General features: G+C 69.6%; 15 protein-coding genes and 1 riboswitch. Of the genes, 7 read left to right on the top strand and 8 right to left on the bottom strand.

Annotated features, from left to right (window positions below; genetic code table 11):
- Positions 1 to 10: 10 nt before the first annotated feature.
- On the bottom strand, positions 11 to 433 hold the full coding sequence (locus tag G6N64_RS23220) for a DoxX family protein (RefSeq protein ID WP_163800179.1): 423 nt from the start codon (positions 431 to 433) through the stop codon (positions 11 to 13).
- 68 nt (positions 434 to 501) lie between these two features.
- Between G6N64_RS23220 and G6N64_RS23215 the strand changes: the two genes are divergently transcribed.
- On the top strand, positions 502 to 1,569 hold the full coding sequence (locus G6N64_RS23215) for a threonine aldolase family protein (RefSeq protein ID WP_246230772.1): 1,068 nt from the start codon (positions 502 to 504) through the stop codon (positions 1,567 to 1,569).
- A gap of 144 nt (positions 1,570 to 1,713) precedes the next feature.
- On the opposite strand, the gene glnA is transcribed toward G6N64_RS23215, so the two are convergent.
- Positions 1,714 to 3,150, bottom strand: coding sequence for a type I glutamate--ammonia ligase (gene glnA / locus G6N64_RS23210; RefSeq protein ID WP_163800175.1), 1,437 nt, complete (start codon positions 3,148 to 3,150; stop codon positions 1,714 to 1,716).
- A gap of 153 nt (positions 3,151 to 3,303) precedes the next feature.
- Here glnA and G6N64_RS23205 point away from each other — a divergent pair, with 153 nt between their 5' ends.
- Positions 3,304 to 3,783, top strand: coding sequence for an RDD family protein (locus G6N64_RS23205; RefSeq protein WP_163800172.1), 480 nt, complete (start codon positions 3,304 to 3,306; stop codon positions 3,781 to 3,783).
- 14 nt (positions 3,784 to 3,797) lie between these two features.
- Here G6N64_RS23205 and G6N64_RS23200 read toward each other — a convergent pair whose 3' ends face one another.
- Genes G6N64_RS23200 through sucB form a run of 5 tightly spaced genes read right to left on the bottom strand, consistent with a single transcriptional unit; the run spans position 3,798 to position 8,987 of the window.
- Entirely contained in the window at positions 3,798 to 4,553 is a 756-nt protein-coding gene (locus tag G6N64_RS23200) for a DUF4191 domain-containing protein (RefSeq protein WP_163800170.1), read from the bottom strand.
- Positions 4,554 to 4,589: 36 nt separating this feature from the next.
- A complete protein-coding gene (gene lipA / locus G6N64_RS23195; protein WP_163800168.1) occupies positions 4,590 to 5,525 on the bottom strand; it encodes a lipoyl synthase in 936 nt (311 codons plus the stop codon).
- Positions 5,522 to 6,211, bottom strand: coding sequence for a lipoyl(octanoyl) transferase LipB (lipB, locus tag G6N64_RS23190; protein ID WP_163800166.1), 690 nt, complete (start codon positions 6,209 to 6,211; stop codon positions 5,522 to 5,524). The genes lipA and lipB overlap by 4 nt, the downstream gene beginning before the upstream one ends.
- Before the next feature lie 19 nt (positions 6,212 to 6,230).
- The gene (locus G6N64_RS23185) at positions 6,231 to 7,133 is read right to left on the bottom strand and encodes a TIGR01777 family oxidoreductase (protein WP_163800164.1); all 903 of its coding nucleotides are present in this window, start codon (positions 7,131 to 7,133) and stop codon (positions 6,231 to 6,233) included.
- A 3-nt stretch (positions 7,134 to 7,136) separates the two neighbouring features.
- On the bottom strand, positions 7,137 to 8,987 hold the full coding sequence (sucB, locus tag G6N64_RS23180) for a 2-oxoglutarate dehydrogenase, E2 component, dihydrolipoamide succinyltransferase (RefSeq protein ID WP_163800162.1): 1,851 nt from the start codon (positions 8,985 to 8,987) through the stop codon (positions 7,137 to 7,139).
- Between the two features lie 160 nt (positions 8,988 to 9,147).
- On the opposite strand from sucB, the gene G6N64_RS23175 reads away from it, so the two are divergent.
- Both G6N64_RS23175 and G6N64_RS23170 read left to right on the top strand, forming a co-directional pair.
- The gene (locus G6N64_RS23175) at positions 9,148 to 9,501 is read left to right on the top strand and encodes an oxidoreductase (RefSeq protein WP_163800160.1); all 354 of its coding nucleotides are present in this window, start codon (positions 9,148 to 9,150) and stop codon (positions 9,499 to 9,501) included.
- Positions 9,498 to 11,273, top strand: coding sequence for an SDR family oxidoreductase (locus G6N64_RS23170; protein WP_163800158.1), 1,776 nt, complete (start codon positions 9,498 to 9,500; stop codon positions 11,271 to 11,273). The genes G6N64_RS23175 and G6N64_RS23170 overlap by 4 nt, the downstream gene beginning before the upstream one ends.
- Before the next feature lies 1 nt (position 11,274).
- On the opposite strand, the gene G6N64_RS23165 is transcribed toward G6N64_RS23170, so the two are convergent.
- On the bottom strand, positions 11,275 to 12,786 hold the full coding sequence (locus G6N64_RS23165; RefSeq protein WP_163800156.1) for a leucyl aminopeptidase: 1,512 nt from the start codon (positions 12,784 to 12,786) through the stop codon (positions 11,275 to 11,277).
- A gap of 168 nt (positions 12,787 to 12,954) precedes the next feature.
- Here G6N64_RS23165 and gcvT point away from each other — a divergent pair, with 168 nt between their 5' ends.
- The 3 genes from gcvT to G6N64_RS23150 all read left to right on the top strand — a co-directional run bounded on the left by gcvT (position 12,955) and on the right by G6N64_RS23150 (position 15,581).
- Entirely contained in the window at positions 12,955 to 14,052 is a 1,098-nt protein-coding gene (gene gcvT / locus G6N64_RS23160; RefSeq protein WP_174266871.1) for a glycine cleavage system aminomethyltransferase GcvT, read from the top strand.
- A 22-nt stretch (positions 14,053 to 14,074) separates the two neighbouring features.
- Entirely contained in the window at positions 14,075 to 15,181 is a 1,107-nt protein-coding gene (locus G6N64_RS23155; RefSeq protein ID WP_163800154.1) for a branched-chain amino acid aminotransferase, read from the top strand.
- Between the two features lie 4 nt (positions 15,182 to 15,185).
- Positions 15,186 to 15,250: riboswitch (guanidine-III (ykkC-III) riboswitch) on the top strand.
- 13 nt (positions 15,251 to 15,263) lie between these two features.
- Positions 15,264 to 15,581, top strand: coding sequence for a DMT family transporter (locus tag G6N64_RS23150; RefSeq protein ID WP_163800152.1), 318 nt, complete (start codon positions 15,264 to 15,266; stop codon positions 15,579 to 15,581).

Here is a 15,581-nt window from a genome sequence, read left to right as displayed (position 1 = left end):
TTCGTCAGGGCTAGCGCGTGCGTACTCGACGTTGCCGCATCGCGTCGAGGGCGAAGGTGCCGCCGCCGGTGAACACCAGCAGGAACAGGCCGAAGCAGAAGAGCACCGCTGCCTCGCCGCCATTCTCGATGGGCCACAACGCCGTCGGCTGATGCTGGGTGAAGTAGGCGAACGCCATCTCGCCCGATCCGATGAACGCCGCCAGGCGCGTCACCAGACCGATCAGCAGCAGCACGCCGACCACGAGTTCGATCAGGCCGGCAATTCCGTAGGGCCACGACGTGATTGGCACGACGCCGCCGCCGGCCGCCGCGACGGGCCAGGCGAACAACTTTTGCGTTCCGTGCACGGTGAACAGCAGGCCGAACACGATGCGGAACACACTCAGGATCGCCGGCGATACGGCGGACAGCTTCGTTTCCAGTTTGTTCATGCGACGAACCTACTATCTGGACTTCGGTCCGGATGGCTGCGGGTCGTCGTGTCGGGAACACTGGAAGGGTGACCGACCGCCCACTGCGCCTGCACGATCCCGACGACCGCGGCTTCGCCAGTGACAACTACGCCGGAGCCCATCCCGAGGTGATCGCCGCGATCGCGGCCGCCAACGAGGGCCACCAGGTCGCCTACGGTGGCGACGCCTACACCGCACGCCTGCAGGAGGTCGTCGCCGGCCACTTCGGCCCGGACGCCCGGGCGTTCCCCATGTTCAACGGCACGGGCGCGAACGTCGTGGGGCTGCAATCGATGCTGCCGCGGTGGGGCGCGGTGATCTGCACGTCCACCGCGCACATCCACACCGACGAGAACGCCGCCCCCGAGCGCGTCGCCGGCCTCAAGCTGCTGACCGTGCCGACGCCCGACGGCAAGCTCACCCCCGAACTCGTCGACCGCGAAGCCTGGGGGTGGGGTAACGAGCACCGTGCCCAGCCGCTGGCCGTATCCATCACGCAGACAACCGAACTGGGTACCGCCTACACGCCGTCGGAGGTGCGGGCGATCGCCGACCACGCGCACGCCCGGGGGATGACGTTGCACGTGGACGGCGCCCGCATCGCCAACGCCGCGGCGCACCTCGGGTGCGGACTGCGCGAGTTCACCACCGACGCCGGCGTCGACGTCCTGTCGTTCGGCGGCACGAAGAACGGCCTGCTGTTCGGGGAGGCCGTCGTCGTCCTCAACCCCTCGGCCACCGAGGGACTGGACTATCTGCGCAAACTCGACATGCAACTGACCAGCAAGATGCGGTTCGTCTCGGCGCAACTCGTCGCGCTGCTCACCGACGACCTGTACCTGCGCTCCGCGACGCACGCGAACCGGATGGCCCGCCGTCTCCGGGACGCCGTCGAGGGTCTACGGGGTCTGACGATCACCCAGCCCACGCAGGCCAACGCCGTCTTCGCGATCCTGCCCCCGGGCGTCGCCGACCGGCTCCGGGAGCGCTTCCGCTTCTACGACTGGGATGCGGCGACGGGGGAGGTGCGCTGGATGTGCGCCTTCGACACCACCGAGGCCGACGTCGACGCGTTCGCCGCCGCGGTGCGTGCGGAGCTGGACGCCGCGGCCTGACGTCTGCTCGTCGAACGTGCGGGTACGGCGCGAAATCGGCCGGTGATCCCGCCGTACCCGCACGTACGCGGGGCCGAAAGGTACCTGTGAACGCAGACCACCCCGCCCCGCGAACCGGACGGGGTGGCAGCAGAACGCTTCGAGTTACACGTCGTAGTACAGCGAGAACTCGTAGGGGTGCGGACGGATCTGGATGGGCATGATCTCGTTCTCGCGCTTGTACGAGATCCACGTGTCGATCAGGTCCTCGGTGAACACGCCACCTTCGGTGAGGTAGTCGTGATCCTCCTCGAGACGGTCGATGACCGCGGACAGCGACGTCGGAGCCTGTGGGATGTTCGCGGCCTCCTCGGGAGGAAGCTCGTAGAGATCCTTGTCCACGGGCGCCAGCGGCTCGATCTTCTTCTTGATGCCGTCGATGCCGGCCATCAGCATGGCCGCGAACGCCAGGTACGGGTTGCCCGAGCTGTCCGGGCACCGGAACTCGAGGCGCTTGGCCTTCGGGTTGTTGCCGGTGATCGGGATGCGGACGCACGCCGAACGGTTGCGCTGGCTGTACACCAGGTTGATCGGCGCCTCGTAGCCCGGCACCAGACGCTTGTAGGAGTTCACCGTCGGGTTGGTGAACGCCAACAGCGACGGCGCGTGGTGCAGGATGCCGCCGATGTAGTGGCGCGCCAGGTCCGACAGACCCGCGTAGCCCGACTCGTCGTGGAACAGCGGCTTGCCGTCCTTCCACAGCGACTGGTGGGCGTGCATGCCGGAACCGTTGTCACCGAACAGCGGCTTGGGCATGAAGGTGACGGTCTTGCCGTTCTTCCACGCCGTGTTCTTGATGATGTACTTGAACAGCAGCACGTCGTCGGCGGCAGCCAGCAGGGTGTCGAACTTGTAGTTGATCTCGGCCTGGCCGGCGGTGCCGACCTCGTGGTGGCCGCGCTCGAGGATGAACCCGGCGTTCTGCAGATTGGTGGCCATCTCGTCGCGCAGGTCCACGTAGTGGTCGTACGGCGCGACGGGGAAGTAGCCGCCCTTGGGACGGACCTTGTAGCCGAGGTTGGGGCTGCCGTCGGCTTCGAACGGCTCGCCGGTGTTCCACCAGCCCGACTCGGAGTCGACCTCGTAGGACGTGCCGTTGATCTTCGAGTCGAACGTCACCGAGTCGAAGATGTAGAACTCGGCCTCGGCACCGAAGAAGCAGGTGTCGGCGATGCCGGTGCTGGCGAGGTAGTTCTCGGCCTTGCGGGCGACGTTGCGGGGGTCGCGCGAGTACGCCTCACGGGTGAACGGGTCGTGCACGAAGAAGCTGAGGTTGAGCGTCTTGGCATGCCGGAACGGATCGATGCGCGCGGTGTTGGGATCCGGCAGCAGCATCATGTCGGACTCGTGGATGGACTGGAAGCCGCGGACCGACGAACCGTCGAACGCGAGGCCGTCCTCGAAGACGCTCTCGTCGAACGCCGAGGCGGGGATCGAGAAGTGCTGGACGACACCGGGCAGATCGCAGAAGCGAATGTCGACGTACTCGACGTTCTCGTCCTTGATCAGCTTGAAGATGTCGTCTGCAGTCTTGTCTGGCACTGAGAATTCTCCTTTGACTGGTAACCCGCCGACTGACGCTATGGACACGATGTTGCAGGCCAGTCAACCGGATGTTGCGCCGACGTTACGCGTGCGGTGTCCCCGGTCGCTTCGCTCCTGCCCGCCGAACCGCTCTGACCATATGCTGGTGACATGGCGCGCACCTTCGGTTCCTGGCTCTCCGGTCCGCCCCCCGCCGACGCGGGCGGGTCCGGTCAGGGCACGAACACCTATGCCGGTGAGCGCCTCGGACTGCCCGAGCAGGGTCCCGGGTCCATCGCCCGCTTCGGCAGGCGCGTCGGGGCACTGATGATCGACTGGCTGATCAGCTACGGGCTGGCCGCTCTGGCCATGACGCTGGGTTGGGTGTCGCTCGGCGCGCTGTCGACCGCGGTGCTGGTGATCTGGTTCGTGCTCGGCGTCGCGTCGGTGCGCCTGTTCGGCTTCACCCCGGGCCAGTTGGCGCTGGGCCTGATGGTCGTACCCGTGGACGGCACCGACCACGTCGGGGTGGGCCGGGCGCTCGTGCGCGGCGTGCTCACCGCTCTCGTCATCCCGGCGCTGTTCACCGACACTGACCACCGTGGCATTCACGACCTCGCGTCCAAGACCGCGGTGGTCCTGCGCCGCTAGACGCTCGGGGGAGGTTACTTGCGGCGCACCGTGCGCTGCACGCCGCGCATCTTCGCATTGCCCGGCATCGGTCCCTTCGGCATCGCGGCCGGACCGACGCGCGATCCGAGCGCGACGAGCTTGGACTCCAGCGAGTCCATCTGCTTGACGGTGATGTTCGCGGGCAGCTTGGTGAGGTGGCGTTCGAGCTTCGACAGCGGCACCTCGCCCTCGCCGTTGCCGACGACGATGTCGTAGATCGGGGTGTCGCCGATGAGCCGTGCGGTGCGTTTCTTCTCCTGCGCGAGCAGCGGTTTCACCCGGGAGGCGGATCCCTCGCCGACGAAGATCACGCCGGGCCGGCCGATCACCCGGTGCACGGCGTCGAAGTGACCGGTCGCCGCGACACCAGGCGTCACCCGCCACTTGCCGCGGAGGTTGTCCAGCGCCCACGCCGCCGCGCCGGTCTGGCCCTCGGCCTTGCGGTACACCGACTTCTGCGCGCGCCTGCCGAAGATGATGAACGCGACCAGCGCGCCGAGCAGGATGCCCAGCGGAATCAGCGTCACCAGCGTGAAGGTGCTGCCACTCAGGACACCGACGACGACCGCGATCGCCACGATCAGGACGAGCGCCCCGACCATGTACGGCAGGAGTCGCTTGTCCTCCTTGCGCTGAATCTGGAACGCCTGCCACAACTGGCTGCGGCGCTGCTTGGACGCCGCCTTGCGGGTGGCCTTCGCCTCGGCCTTGGCGGCCTTCGCCGCGGCGGTGTTGCGTGTCTTCGCCATGGGATCAGGATACGGGTGGCGGTGTCCGTCCCGACATCAGGAAGCGGATGCCGCCCGAATGCGTGCGGCCTCGGCGTAGAGCCGGCCCGCCCGGTAGGACGACCGCACCAGCGGACCGGCGAGGACGCCGTTGAAGCCGATGCCCTCGGCGTACGCGGCGTGCTCGACGAACTCCTCCGGCCTGACCCACCGCTCGACCGGGTGGTGGCGCAGCGACGGACGGAGGTACTGGGTGATCGTGACGATGTCGCAGCCGGCGCCGTGCAGGTCGACGAGCGCCTCCCGGACCTCTTCGGGCGTCTCGCCCATGCCGAGGATCAGGTTGCTCTTGGTCACCAGACCGAAGTCGCGTGCCGCGGTGATGACGTCGAGGCTGCGCTGGTAGCGGAACGCGGGACGGATCCGCTTGAAGATGCGCGGAACCGTCTCGACGTTGTGCGCGAATACCTCCGGTCGCGACTCGAAGACCTCGAGCAGCTGCTCGGGAATCGCGTTGAAGTCGGGGGCCAGCAGCTCGACGCCGGTGTTGGGGTTCAGCGCCTTGATCTGGCGGACCGTCTCGGCGTACAGCCACGCTCCACCGTCGGGCAGGTCGTCACGGGCCACGCCGGTCACCGTCGAGTACCGCAGCCCCATCGCCTGCACGCTCTCGGCGACGCGGCGCGGCTCGTCACGGTCGAGTTCGGCGGGCTTGCCGGTGTCGATCTGGCAGAAGTCGCAGCGTCGGGTGCACTGCTCGCCGCCGATCAGGAACGTGGCCTCGCGGTCTTCCCAGCACTCGTAGATGTTGGGGCAGCCCGCCTCCTCGCACACCGTGTGCAGGCCCTCGCGGCGCACCAGCGCCTTGAGTTCCTTGTATTCGGGACCGGTCCTCAGCGTCGTCTTGATCCACGGCGGCTTGCGCTCGATGGGAGTTTCGGCGTTGCGGACCTCGAGGCGCAGCAGCTTGCGGTTTCCGGGGTCGACGCTCACGTCGTCAATGCTACTGCGGTCTCGCCGTCCAGGGCGCCGCGCACGGCGTGGGCCACCCGGTCGGCGACCTCGTCGACCGTCACACGTCGGCCGAGTTCGGCGGACAGCGACGTCACGCCCGCATCGGCGATGCCGCATGGCACGATCGCGTCGTACGCGGAGAGATCGCAATCACAGTTGAGCGCGAACCCGTGCAGCGTCGTCGCGCGTGCCACGCGGATGCCGATGGCCGCGATCTTGCGGTCGGGCCGCCCGTGCACGCCGGCCACCCAGACGCCGGATCGTCCTGCCACCCGGACCGTCTCGACGCCGAGGTCGGTGCACACCCGCATCAGCGCGTCCTCCAGACGGCGGACGAACTGGACGACGTCCATCGGCTCGACGAGGCCGATCACCGGGTAGCCGACGAGTTGGCCGGGGCCGTGCCAGGTGATCTTGCCGCCGCGATCGGTGTCGATCACCGGAGGTGCCCCCGGGACGGTGGAGTCGGGACGTTCGTGCGGCTCGGTGCGCTTGCCCGCGGTGTAGGTCGGGGGATGCTCGAGCAGCAGCAGGGTGTCGGGCCCTCCCGCGACCCTGGCGTCGGCCAGATCCCGCTGCAGCTGCCAGGCCTCGCGGTAGTCGACGGAGCCGAGACGGCGCACGTCGACGGGCGAGGACGAGGAGCGTACGGAGGCGGCCGACACGCGATCCACGGTACGCCCGCTAACCGGCGTCGGTCGCGGCCGTCGCGTACGCCAGTGCCTCACCGATCGTGTTGTGCCGGAACTCGAATCCGGCACGCTCCAGCACCGCGGGAATGGCGCGCTGTCCGCCGAGCAGTCCCTCGTCGGCGAACTCTCCGAGCGCCGCGCGGAGGACGAAGGCCGGCGCGGGCAGCACGGCCGGTCGGTGCACCGCACGTCCCAGCGCGGAGGTGAACTCGGCGTTGGTCACCGGCGCCGGACCGGTGAGGTTCACCGGCCCGGACACGTCCTCGTCGATGGTGAACAGCAGCGCCCGGATCTCGTCCTCCAGGCTGATCCACGGCATGTACTGGCGGCCGTTGCCGAGCCGGGCGCCGAGGCCGAACCCGAACAGCGGCCGAAGCCGACCGAGCACGCCACCCGTCCGGGACAGCACCAGGCCCGTGCGGACCATGACCACCCGCGTCCCCGCCCGGCGAGCCTCGGCGGTCGCGGCCTCCCAGTCGACGCAGAGCCGGGCCAGGAAGCCGTCGCCCGGAGGTGCGGTCTCGTCGGCGATCCGATCGCGCGTGTCGCCGTAGTAACCGACCGCACTCGAGTTCACCAGCACCGGCACGCCCGCCTCGGCGACGGCGTTCGAGAGCACCTCGGTCGGGCCGATCCGGCTGTCGCGCAGGCTCTGCTTGAACGCACCGGACCAGCGCTTGTCGCCGACGCCCACGCCGCACATGTTGACGACCGCGTCGACCTGGTCGAGGACCCGCGCGTCGAAGTCGCCGGTATCCGGGTCCCAGAACACGTCGTCCGCGTGCGCCGGAGGCCGACGGACCAGCCGCAGCACCCGGTGGTCGGCGGCCCGCAGCACCGAGACGAGTGCCGACCCGATCACCCCGGACGAGCCGGCGATGGCGATGACGGACACGGGCTACAGCCCCAGGTCGGCCTCGAACGCTCCTTCTTCGAGACGTCGCTTGATCGTGGTCAGGAAGCGGCCCGCGTCCGCACCGTCGATGAGACGGTGGTCGTAGGTCAGCGGCAGGTACGCCACCGACCGGACGCCGATGGACTCGTTGCCGAACTCGTCGACGATCACCCGCGGACGCTTGACGATCGCGCCGGTGCCCAGCATCGCGGCCTGCGGCGGCACCAGGATCGGCGTGTCGAACAGCGCGCCCTGGCTGCCGATGTTGGTGATCGTGAACGTGCCGCCGGACAACTCGTCGGGCTTCAGGTTCCCGGACCGGGCCCGCGCCGCGATGTCGCTGATCGCGCGTGCCAGCCCCGCCAGCGACAGGTCGCCGGCGTTGTGCACGACCGGCGACAGCAGGCCCTGTTCGGTGTCCACCGCGAAGCCGAGGTGTTCGGCGTCGTAGTAGGTGATCTGCTTGCTGTCCTCGTCGTAGCTCGCGTTCACGTTCGGGTGCGCCTTGAGGGCGTCGACGACCGCGACGGCGAAGAACGGCAGGAACGTCAGGTTGACGCCCTCGCGCTCGGCAAAGCTCGCCTTGGCGCGGGCGCGCAGCGCGACGATCTTGGTGAGGTCGACCTCGTGGGTCTGCGTCAGCTGGGCGGTCGTCTGCAGCGACTCGCGGGTCTTCTTCGCCGTGATCTGGCGAATCCTGTTGGCCTTCTGCGTGGTTCCGCGCAGATGGGACAGCGACGGTGCGGGGGCCGACGGCTTGGCCGGCGCGGCGGACGCGGCGGGTGCCTCGGCCGGTGCGCTCTCCGCGGGTGCCTTCTTGGCCTCCGCCGCGGCGAGCACGTCCTGCTTGCGGATCCGGCCTCCGACGCCGGTGCCCTTCACCGAGGACAGGTCGACGTCGTGCTCCCCGGCGAGCTTGCGCACCAGGGGCGTGACGTAGGGGCCGGCGTCGGAGCCGCCCGCCGCGGGTGCGGGGGCTTCCTTCGGTTCCGGCTTGGGCTCGGACTTGGGCTCCGGCTTGGGCTCGGACTTCGGCTCGGACTTCGGTTCGGGCTTCGGCTCCGGCTTCGGTTCGGGCTTGGGCTCCGACTTGGGCTCTGGTTCCGGCTCCGGCTCCGGCTCCGGCTCCGGCTCCGGCTCGGGCTCCGGCTCGGGCTCCGGCTCGGGTTCGGGCTTCGATTCGGCCGCAGCGCCCTCCGCGCCGATCTTGGCGAGTTCGCCACCGACGGCGACCACGTCGTCTTCTTCAGCGCTGATGGCGACGAGGGTTCCGGCGACGGGCGACGGGATCTCGGTGTCGACCTTGTCGGTGGACACCTCGACGAGCGGCTCATCGACCTCGACGCTGTCGCCGACCTTCTTCAGCCAGCGGGTGACGGTGCCCTCGGTGACGGACTCGCCGAGTTCGGGCATCTTCACCGACGTCGCGTCACCGCCACCGGACGCGGCGGGCTTCGACTTCTCCGGCTCGGGCTTCGGTTCGCTCTCCTCGGCGGGCTCGGCCTCGGGCTTGGTCTCCTCGGCCGCGGGCTCCTCGGCGGGTGCCTCCTCCTCGGCCGGCGCGTCGTCGGTGGCGGCGTCCGAGGAGTCGTCGGACGCGTCGTCGCCGCCCTCGCCCTCCTCGCCGATCAGTGCGAGGTCGCCGCCGACCTCGACGGTGTCGTCCTCGTTGGCGATGATCTTCGTAAGCACGCCTGCTGCGGGTGAGGGGATTTCGGTGTCGACCTTGTCGGTGGACACCTCGAGGAGCGGTTCGTCGACTTCGACGGTGTCGCCCTCCTGCTTGAGCCATCGCGTGACGGTGCCCTCTGTGACGCTCTCACCGAGTGCGGGCATCTGGACGGAGATGGCCATGTCTTGTGACTCCCTCGTACGGTCGCGTGCGGCTGTGAAGATCTCGCGGCACCCATCCTTCCACGTCCGTGCGTCCCGGTCGTCGTGGACCTGCGGTCTGTCTGCTCTGGCACTATCGAAGGTGGTGATGGCACCTGGTGCCGGAAGGAGTCGGGTCGAGTTGGGACTCTTCGACAGGTTTCGACGACGTGGATCGCGGGGTGCGCGCGGCACCGATCCGGCGGCGGACCTCAGGTACATGAAGGAGTGGGTGGCCACCCACACCGGCGTCGAGGCGTTCATCGAACCCCAGACGACGGTCACGGAATTCACGGCGTGCCTCGTCGCGGCCGACGGTGAGTGGACCCGTCGGAGGACGAACGGCCAGGCCGGTGCTCGCCGCCTGAACGAGCAGCTCGGCATCCCCGTCTACGACGTGCAGAAGGTCGGTTACCCGCAGCGCATGCGCGACTACGACGAGAAGCGCCGCATCGAGCGCAAGCGTGCCGCACGACGAGAACTCGAGGAACGATGACCGGGGTGGCGCGCCGCGGGTTCACCGTCCGGAGTGCCGACGGCGTGACGCTGTCCTGTCACGAGGAGGGCACCACCGACGGTCCGACCGTCGTCCTGGTCCACGGGTGGCCCGACTCGCACGTGCTGTGGGACGGCGTGGTGCCCCTGCTGGCCGATCGGTTCCGCGTGGTCCGCTACGACAACCGCGGCGTGGGCGGATCCGATGCGCCGCGACCCGTGTCGGCGTACACGATGCAGCGCTTCGCCGACGACGTCGCCGCCGTCATCGGCGCGGTCTCCCCGGACGAGCCGGTACACGTGCTCGGCCACGACTGGGGTTCAGTCGGCGTATGGGAGTACCTCGCCCGGCCGGACGCGTCGGCCCGGATCGCGTCGTTCACCTCGGTGTCGGGCCCGAGCACCGACCACCTCAACCGGTTCGTGATCGACAACCTCAAGCGGCCCTACCTGCCGCGCCGCTTCCTCCGGGCGCTCGTGCAGGTGTTGCGGCTGACCTACATGGCCGCGTTCTCCGTGCCCGTCCTGGCGCCCGCGCTGGTCCGCGTCGCCTTCCGGGCCGGCGCCATGGGCCGGGTGCTGCGCACGCGCGACGGCATTCCCGCCCACCGGATACACCACTCGACGACGTTCGCCGCCGATGCCGCGACGAGCATGAAGGTGTACCCCGCCAACTACTTTCGCGCGCTGGCTGGTGGGCGCAAGGACCACCGCGTCGACGTGCCCGTGCAACTGATCGTGAACGCGCGCGACCCCTTCGTCCGCCCCTACCTCTACGACGACGCGGACCGGTGGATGTCTCGGCTGTGGCGCCGCGACGTCCCCGCCGGGCACTGGGCGCCGATGTCGCACCCGCAGGTGCTCGCGACGGCGGTGACCGAACTGGCCGATCTGATCGGCGGTGCCGCGCCCGCCCGTGGACTGCTGCGCGCTCAGGTGGGACGCCCGCGCGGACACTTCGGCGACATGCTGGTCTCGGTCACCGGGGCGGGCAGCGGCATCGGTCGCGAGACCGCCCTCGCGTTCGCCCGCGAGGGCGCCGACGTGATCGCGAGCGACGTCGACGAGGCGAGCGCGAAGGCGACCGCGGCGACCATCGCCGCCGCGGGCGGGACGGCGTTCGCCTACGCGCTCGACGTGTCCGACGCCGACGCCGTCGAGGCGTTCGCCGACCGCGTCTGCGCCGAGCACGGGGTGCCCGACGTCGTGGTCAACAACGCCGGCATCGGCCATGCGGGATCGTTCCTCGACACGCCCGCCGAGCAGTGGGACCGCGTGCTCGACGTCAACCTCGGTGGCGTGGTGAACGGATGCCGTTCCTTCGCGCGGCGGCTCGTCGAACGCGGCACCGGCGGCCACGTCGTCAACGTCTCCTCGATGGCGGCGTACGCACCGCTGCAGGCGATGAACGCCTACTGCACCTCGAAGGCCGCGGTCTACATGTTCTCCGACTGCCTACGGGCCGAATTGTCATCGGCCGGAATCGGTTTGACCACCGTCTGCCCGGGCGTCATCGACACCAACATCGTGCACACCACCCGCTTCGACGCCCCGCCGGGCAAGGCGGGTCAGGTCTCGGGCAGGCGTAGGCAGCTCGAGGCGATGTTCGCCGCGCGGCACTACGGACCGGACAAGGTCGCGAAGGCGATCGTGTCGGCGGTGCGCAAGAACAAGCCGATCCGCCCCGTGGCCCCCGAGGCGTACCTGCTGTACGGCACCTCGCGGATCGCCCCGCAGGCACTGCGCAGCACGGCCCGCGCCGGGATCGTCTAGCTCAGCCGTTCTTCGCGACGTCCTCGATGGCGGCGAACATCGTGCGCGTCGGCACGCCCGTGCCGCCCTTGCCGGTGTAGCCCCAGGGGCCGCCGGTGTTGTACGCCGGTCCGGCGACGTCGATGTGCGCCCACTGGACGCCCTCGGCGACGAACTCGCGCAGGTAGACGCCCGCGACGAGCATCCCGGCGAAGCGCGATCCGCTGACGTTCGCCAGGTCGGCGACGGTCGACTTCAGGTCGTCCTTCAGTTCCTCCGGCAGCGGCATCGCCCACCCGTTCTCGCCGACCTGCTGGGACAGTCCGGCGACCCGGTCGCGGAACTCGTCGCTGCCCATCACGCCGGGGGTGCGCGCGCCGAGCGCAACGGTCTGCGCACCGGTCAGCGTCGAGGTCTCGATCAGGTAGTCGGGGCCGTCCTCGCAGGCCCGCGCGATGCCGTCGGCCAGGATGAGCCTGCCCTCGGCGTCGGTGTTGAGCACCTCGACGGTGATGCCGCCGTACTGGGTGAGCACGTCCCCGGGGCGCTGCGCAGTCGACGACGGCATGTTCTCGGCCATCGGGACGGTCGCGATGACGTCGACCGGCACCTGCTGCTTGGCGGCGAGCACGACCGTCGCGATGACCGCGGCCGCACCACCCATGTCGGAGGTCATCTGATGCATGTTCAGTGCCGGCTTGATCGAGATGCCGCCGGTGTCGAACGTGATGCCCTTGCCGACGAGTGCGACCTTCTTGCCCTCGCCGCGCTTGGCACCCTTGTAGGTCAGTCGCACCAGCCGCGGGGGACGCGACGAGCCCTTGCCGACGCCGACGATGCCGCCGTATCCCGCCTTCTCGAGGGCCTTCTCGTCGAGCACCTCCACCTCGAGGCCCACCGACTTGCCGAGTGCCCGTGCCCGTTCGGCGAACTCGGCGGGGAAGAGGTGGCTGGGCGGGGTGTTGACGAAGTCGCGCGCCGTCGCGATCGCGGTCGCGATGTCGGTCCCGCGGACGGCGTTGGCCTTGGCGTCCTTGGCGGTGGCCAGCGCGGTGATCTTCGCCAGCGCCGGCTCCTTGGGTGCGGTCTTCTCGCTACGGAAGTCGCTGAACCGGTAGGCGCCGAGGATGAGGCCCTCGACCGCAGTCTCGGTGTTGAGTTCCGACAGCGCCGTGATCACCGACTCGGTCCCGGACAGGGTGCGTGCCGCGACGCCCGAGGCGCGACGCACCGCGTCGGCCGACCACTCGTCACGCGCTGCGCCCAGGCCGACGGCCAGGACGCTGGCGACCGGCAGCGACGGCGCGATCACGCGCGTCACCTGGTCGCTGCCACCCTTGGCGCCGAGCGCCGCGAGCGCCGCTTCGATCTCGCCGACGGCCGTGGCGTCGAGGAAGGGCGTCGACACCACCCGGGCGGTGTCGTCGTCACCCGTGACGACCGGGAGGATCAGCACCGCCGAACCGACCCCGCGCTTGGGCAGGCTGGTGGCGACGGTGACGGTGGGGGACTGGTATTCGGGTGCGGTGCTCACGGGAATCAACCCTAGCGAGGGTCCGGCGGGCAGGAGCGAAGCGACCGGGGGTTTGATCGGCGGGCAGGAGCGAAGCGACCGGGGGATTGATCGGCGGGCAGGAGCGAAGCGACCGGGGGATTGATCGGCGGGCGGGCGCCAAGCGACCAGGGGTTAATCTTGCTTCTCGTGACCGACAACCTGCTCCAGGGCCCGCTCGAAGATCGCCATCGCGAACTGGGCGCCAGTTTCGCCGAGTTCGGGGGCTGGCTGATGCCGGTGTCGTACGCCGGCACCGTCACCGAGCACAACGCCACCCGCACCGCCGTCGGTCTCTTCGACGTCAGCCACCTCGGCAAGGCGCTGATCAAGGGACCCGGGGCAGCGGCCTACGTCAACTCCGCGTTCACCAACGACCTGAACCGGATCGGGACGGGCAAGGCGCAGTACACGTTGTGCTGCAACGACTCCGGCGGCGTCATCGACGACCTGATCGCCTACTACGTCTCCGAGGACGAGGTGTTCCTCGTGCCCAACGCCGCCAACACGCCCGCCGTCGTGGCCGCGCTGAAGGAGCGCGCGCCCGAGGGGCTGACGATCACAGACGAGCACCGCTCGTACGCCGTGCTGGCCGTGCAGGGTCCGCGGTCGGCCGAGGTGGTCGGTGGGCTCGGGCTGCCGACCGACATGGATTACATGGGCTACGCCGACGCCGAGTACGACGGCGTCCCGGTGCGCGTGTGCCGGACGGGCTACACCGGTGAGCAGGGCTACGAACTGCTCCCGACGTGGGACCGCGCCGGTGTGGTGTTCGACGCGCTCGTCGAGGCGGTTCGCGAGGCAGGCGGCGAGCCCGCCGGCCTCGGCGCACGCGACACGCTGCGCACGGAGATGGGCTACCCGCTGCACGGACACGAGCTGACCGCCGAGGTGTCGCCGGTGCAGGCCCGGTGCGGCTGGGCCGTCGGCTGGAAGAAGGACGCCTTCTGGGGTCGTGACGCGCTGCTTGCCGAGAAGGCCGCCGGACCCACGCGGACCCTGCGCGGGCTCAAGGCCGTGGGGCGGGGCGTGCCCCGCGCCGAGATGACGGTGCTCGCCGGCGACGACCCGGTCGGCGTCACCACGTCGGGCACGTTCTCGCCGTCGCTGAAGGTCGGCATCGCACTGGCGCTGATCGACACCGCCGCCGGCATCGCCGACGGGCAGACGGTGGCCGTCGACGTCCGCGGCAAGCGGCTCGAGTGCGAGGTGGTCGCGCCGCCGTTCGTGGAGGCTAAAACTCGCTAGTCACGAGTTATATGATTTCCCCATGACCGATGGCCCCCTCGAGTTCTCGCTTGCCACCAACGCGTCACCGGCGAGCGACGAGGTACGAGCCGACATCCTGCGCGAGCCGGGCTTCGGCCGGTTCCATACCGACCACATGGTGTCGATCGACTACACCGAGGGCCGCGGCTGGCACGACGCCGCGGTGCTGCCGTACGGCCCCATCGAACTCGACCCGTCGGCGGTCGTCCTGCACTACGCGCAGGAGGTCTTCGAGGGGCTCAAGGCCTATCGCTGGGCGGACGGGTCGATCGTGTCGTTCCGACCGGACGCCAACGCGGCGCGACTGCGTACCTCCGCGCGCAGGCTGGCGATCCCAGAGCTGCCCGACGAGGTGTTCCTCGAGTCGCTGCGTCAGCTGATCTCGGTCGACGCCGACTGGGTCCCGGCGGCGGGCGGCGAAGAGTCGCTGTACTTGCGGCCGTTCATCTTCGCCACCGAGCCCGGACTGGGTGTTCGCCCCGCGACGGAGTACCGGTACATGGTCATCGGGTCCCCGGCGGGTGCCTACTTCAAGGGTGGCCTCAAGCCGGTGTCGGTGTGGCTGTCGACGGAGTACGTGCGCGCCAGTCCCGGTGGAACGGGCGCCGCCAAGTTCGGCGGCAACTACGCCGCCTCGCTGCTCGCGCAGGCCGAGGCCACCGAGCACGGCTGCGACCAGGTCGTCTGGCTGGACGCGATCGAACGCCGCTACGTCGAGGAGATGGGCGGCATGAACCTGTTCTTCGTCTTCGGCAGCGGCGGATCGGCACGTCTGGTCACCCCGGAGCTGAGTGGCTCGCTGCTGCCCGGCATCACGCGGGACTCGCTGCTGCAGTTGGCCACCGACGCCGGCTATGCGATCGAGGAACGCAAGATCGACGTCGACGAGTGGCGCAAGAAGGCCGACGCGGGTGAGATCACCGAGGTGTTCGCGTGCGGCACGGCCGCGGTGATCACCCCGGTGTCGCACGTGAAGTCCGGCGACGGCGAGTTCGTCATCGCCGACGGCAGGCCCGGTGAGGTCACCATGGCGCTGCGCGACACGCTGACCGGGATCCAGCGCGGCACGTTCGCCGACACCCACCGGTGGATGACTCGCCTCGGCTAACCTCGAGGTGTCCACGATCGGACACCGGACGAGCGGCACCGTACCCGGCCAGCGACAAGACGGCGCTCCACGGAGGTGCGTCGTGTCCTGGATCGTCCTATTCGTCTCGGGTGTGTTCGAAGCAGTCTGGGCCGTGGCGCTCGGCAAGTCGGACGGGTTCTCGAAGCTGACGCCCACCGTCGTGTTCGGGGTCGGGCTGCTCCTGTCGATGGCGGGGCTGGCGTTCGCGATGCGCGAGTTGCCGACCGCGACCAGCTACGTGGTGTGGGTCGGCATCGGCGCCGTGCTGACCGCGACGTACTCGTTCCTCACCGGCGACGAGGCGGTGTCCGTCGCGAAGGTCGTGCTGATCGGGGTGATCACGGCGTCGGTGGTGGGACTCAAGCTCCTGCACGGCTAG

Source organism: Mycolicibacterium sediminis (assembly GCF_010731735.1).
Classification (GTDB): Bacteria; Actinomycetota; Actinomycetes; order Mycobacteriales; family Mycobacteriaceae; genus Mycobacterium; species Mycobacterium sediminis.
This window is presented reverse-complemented; position numbering and strand designations above follow the sequence as displayed.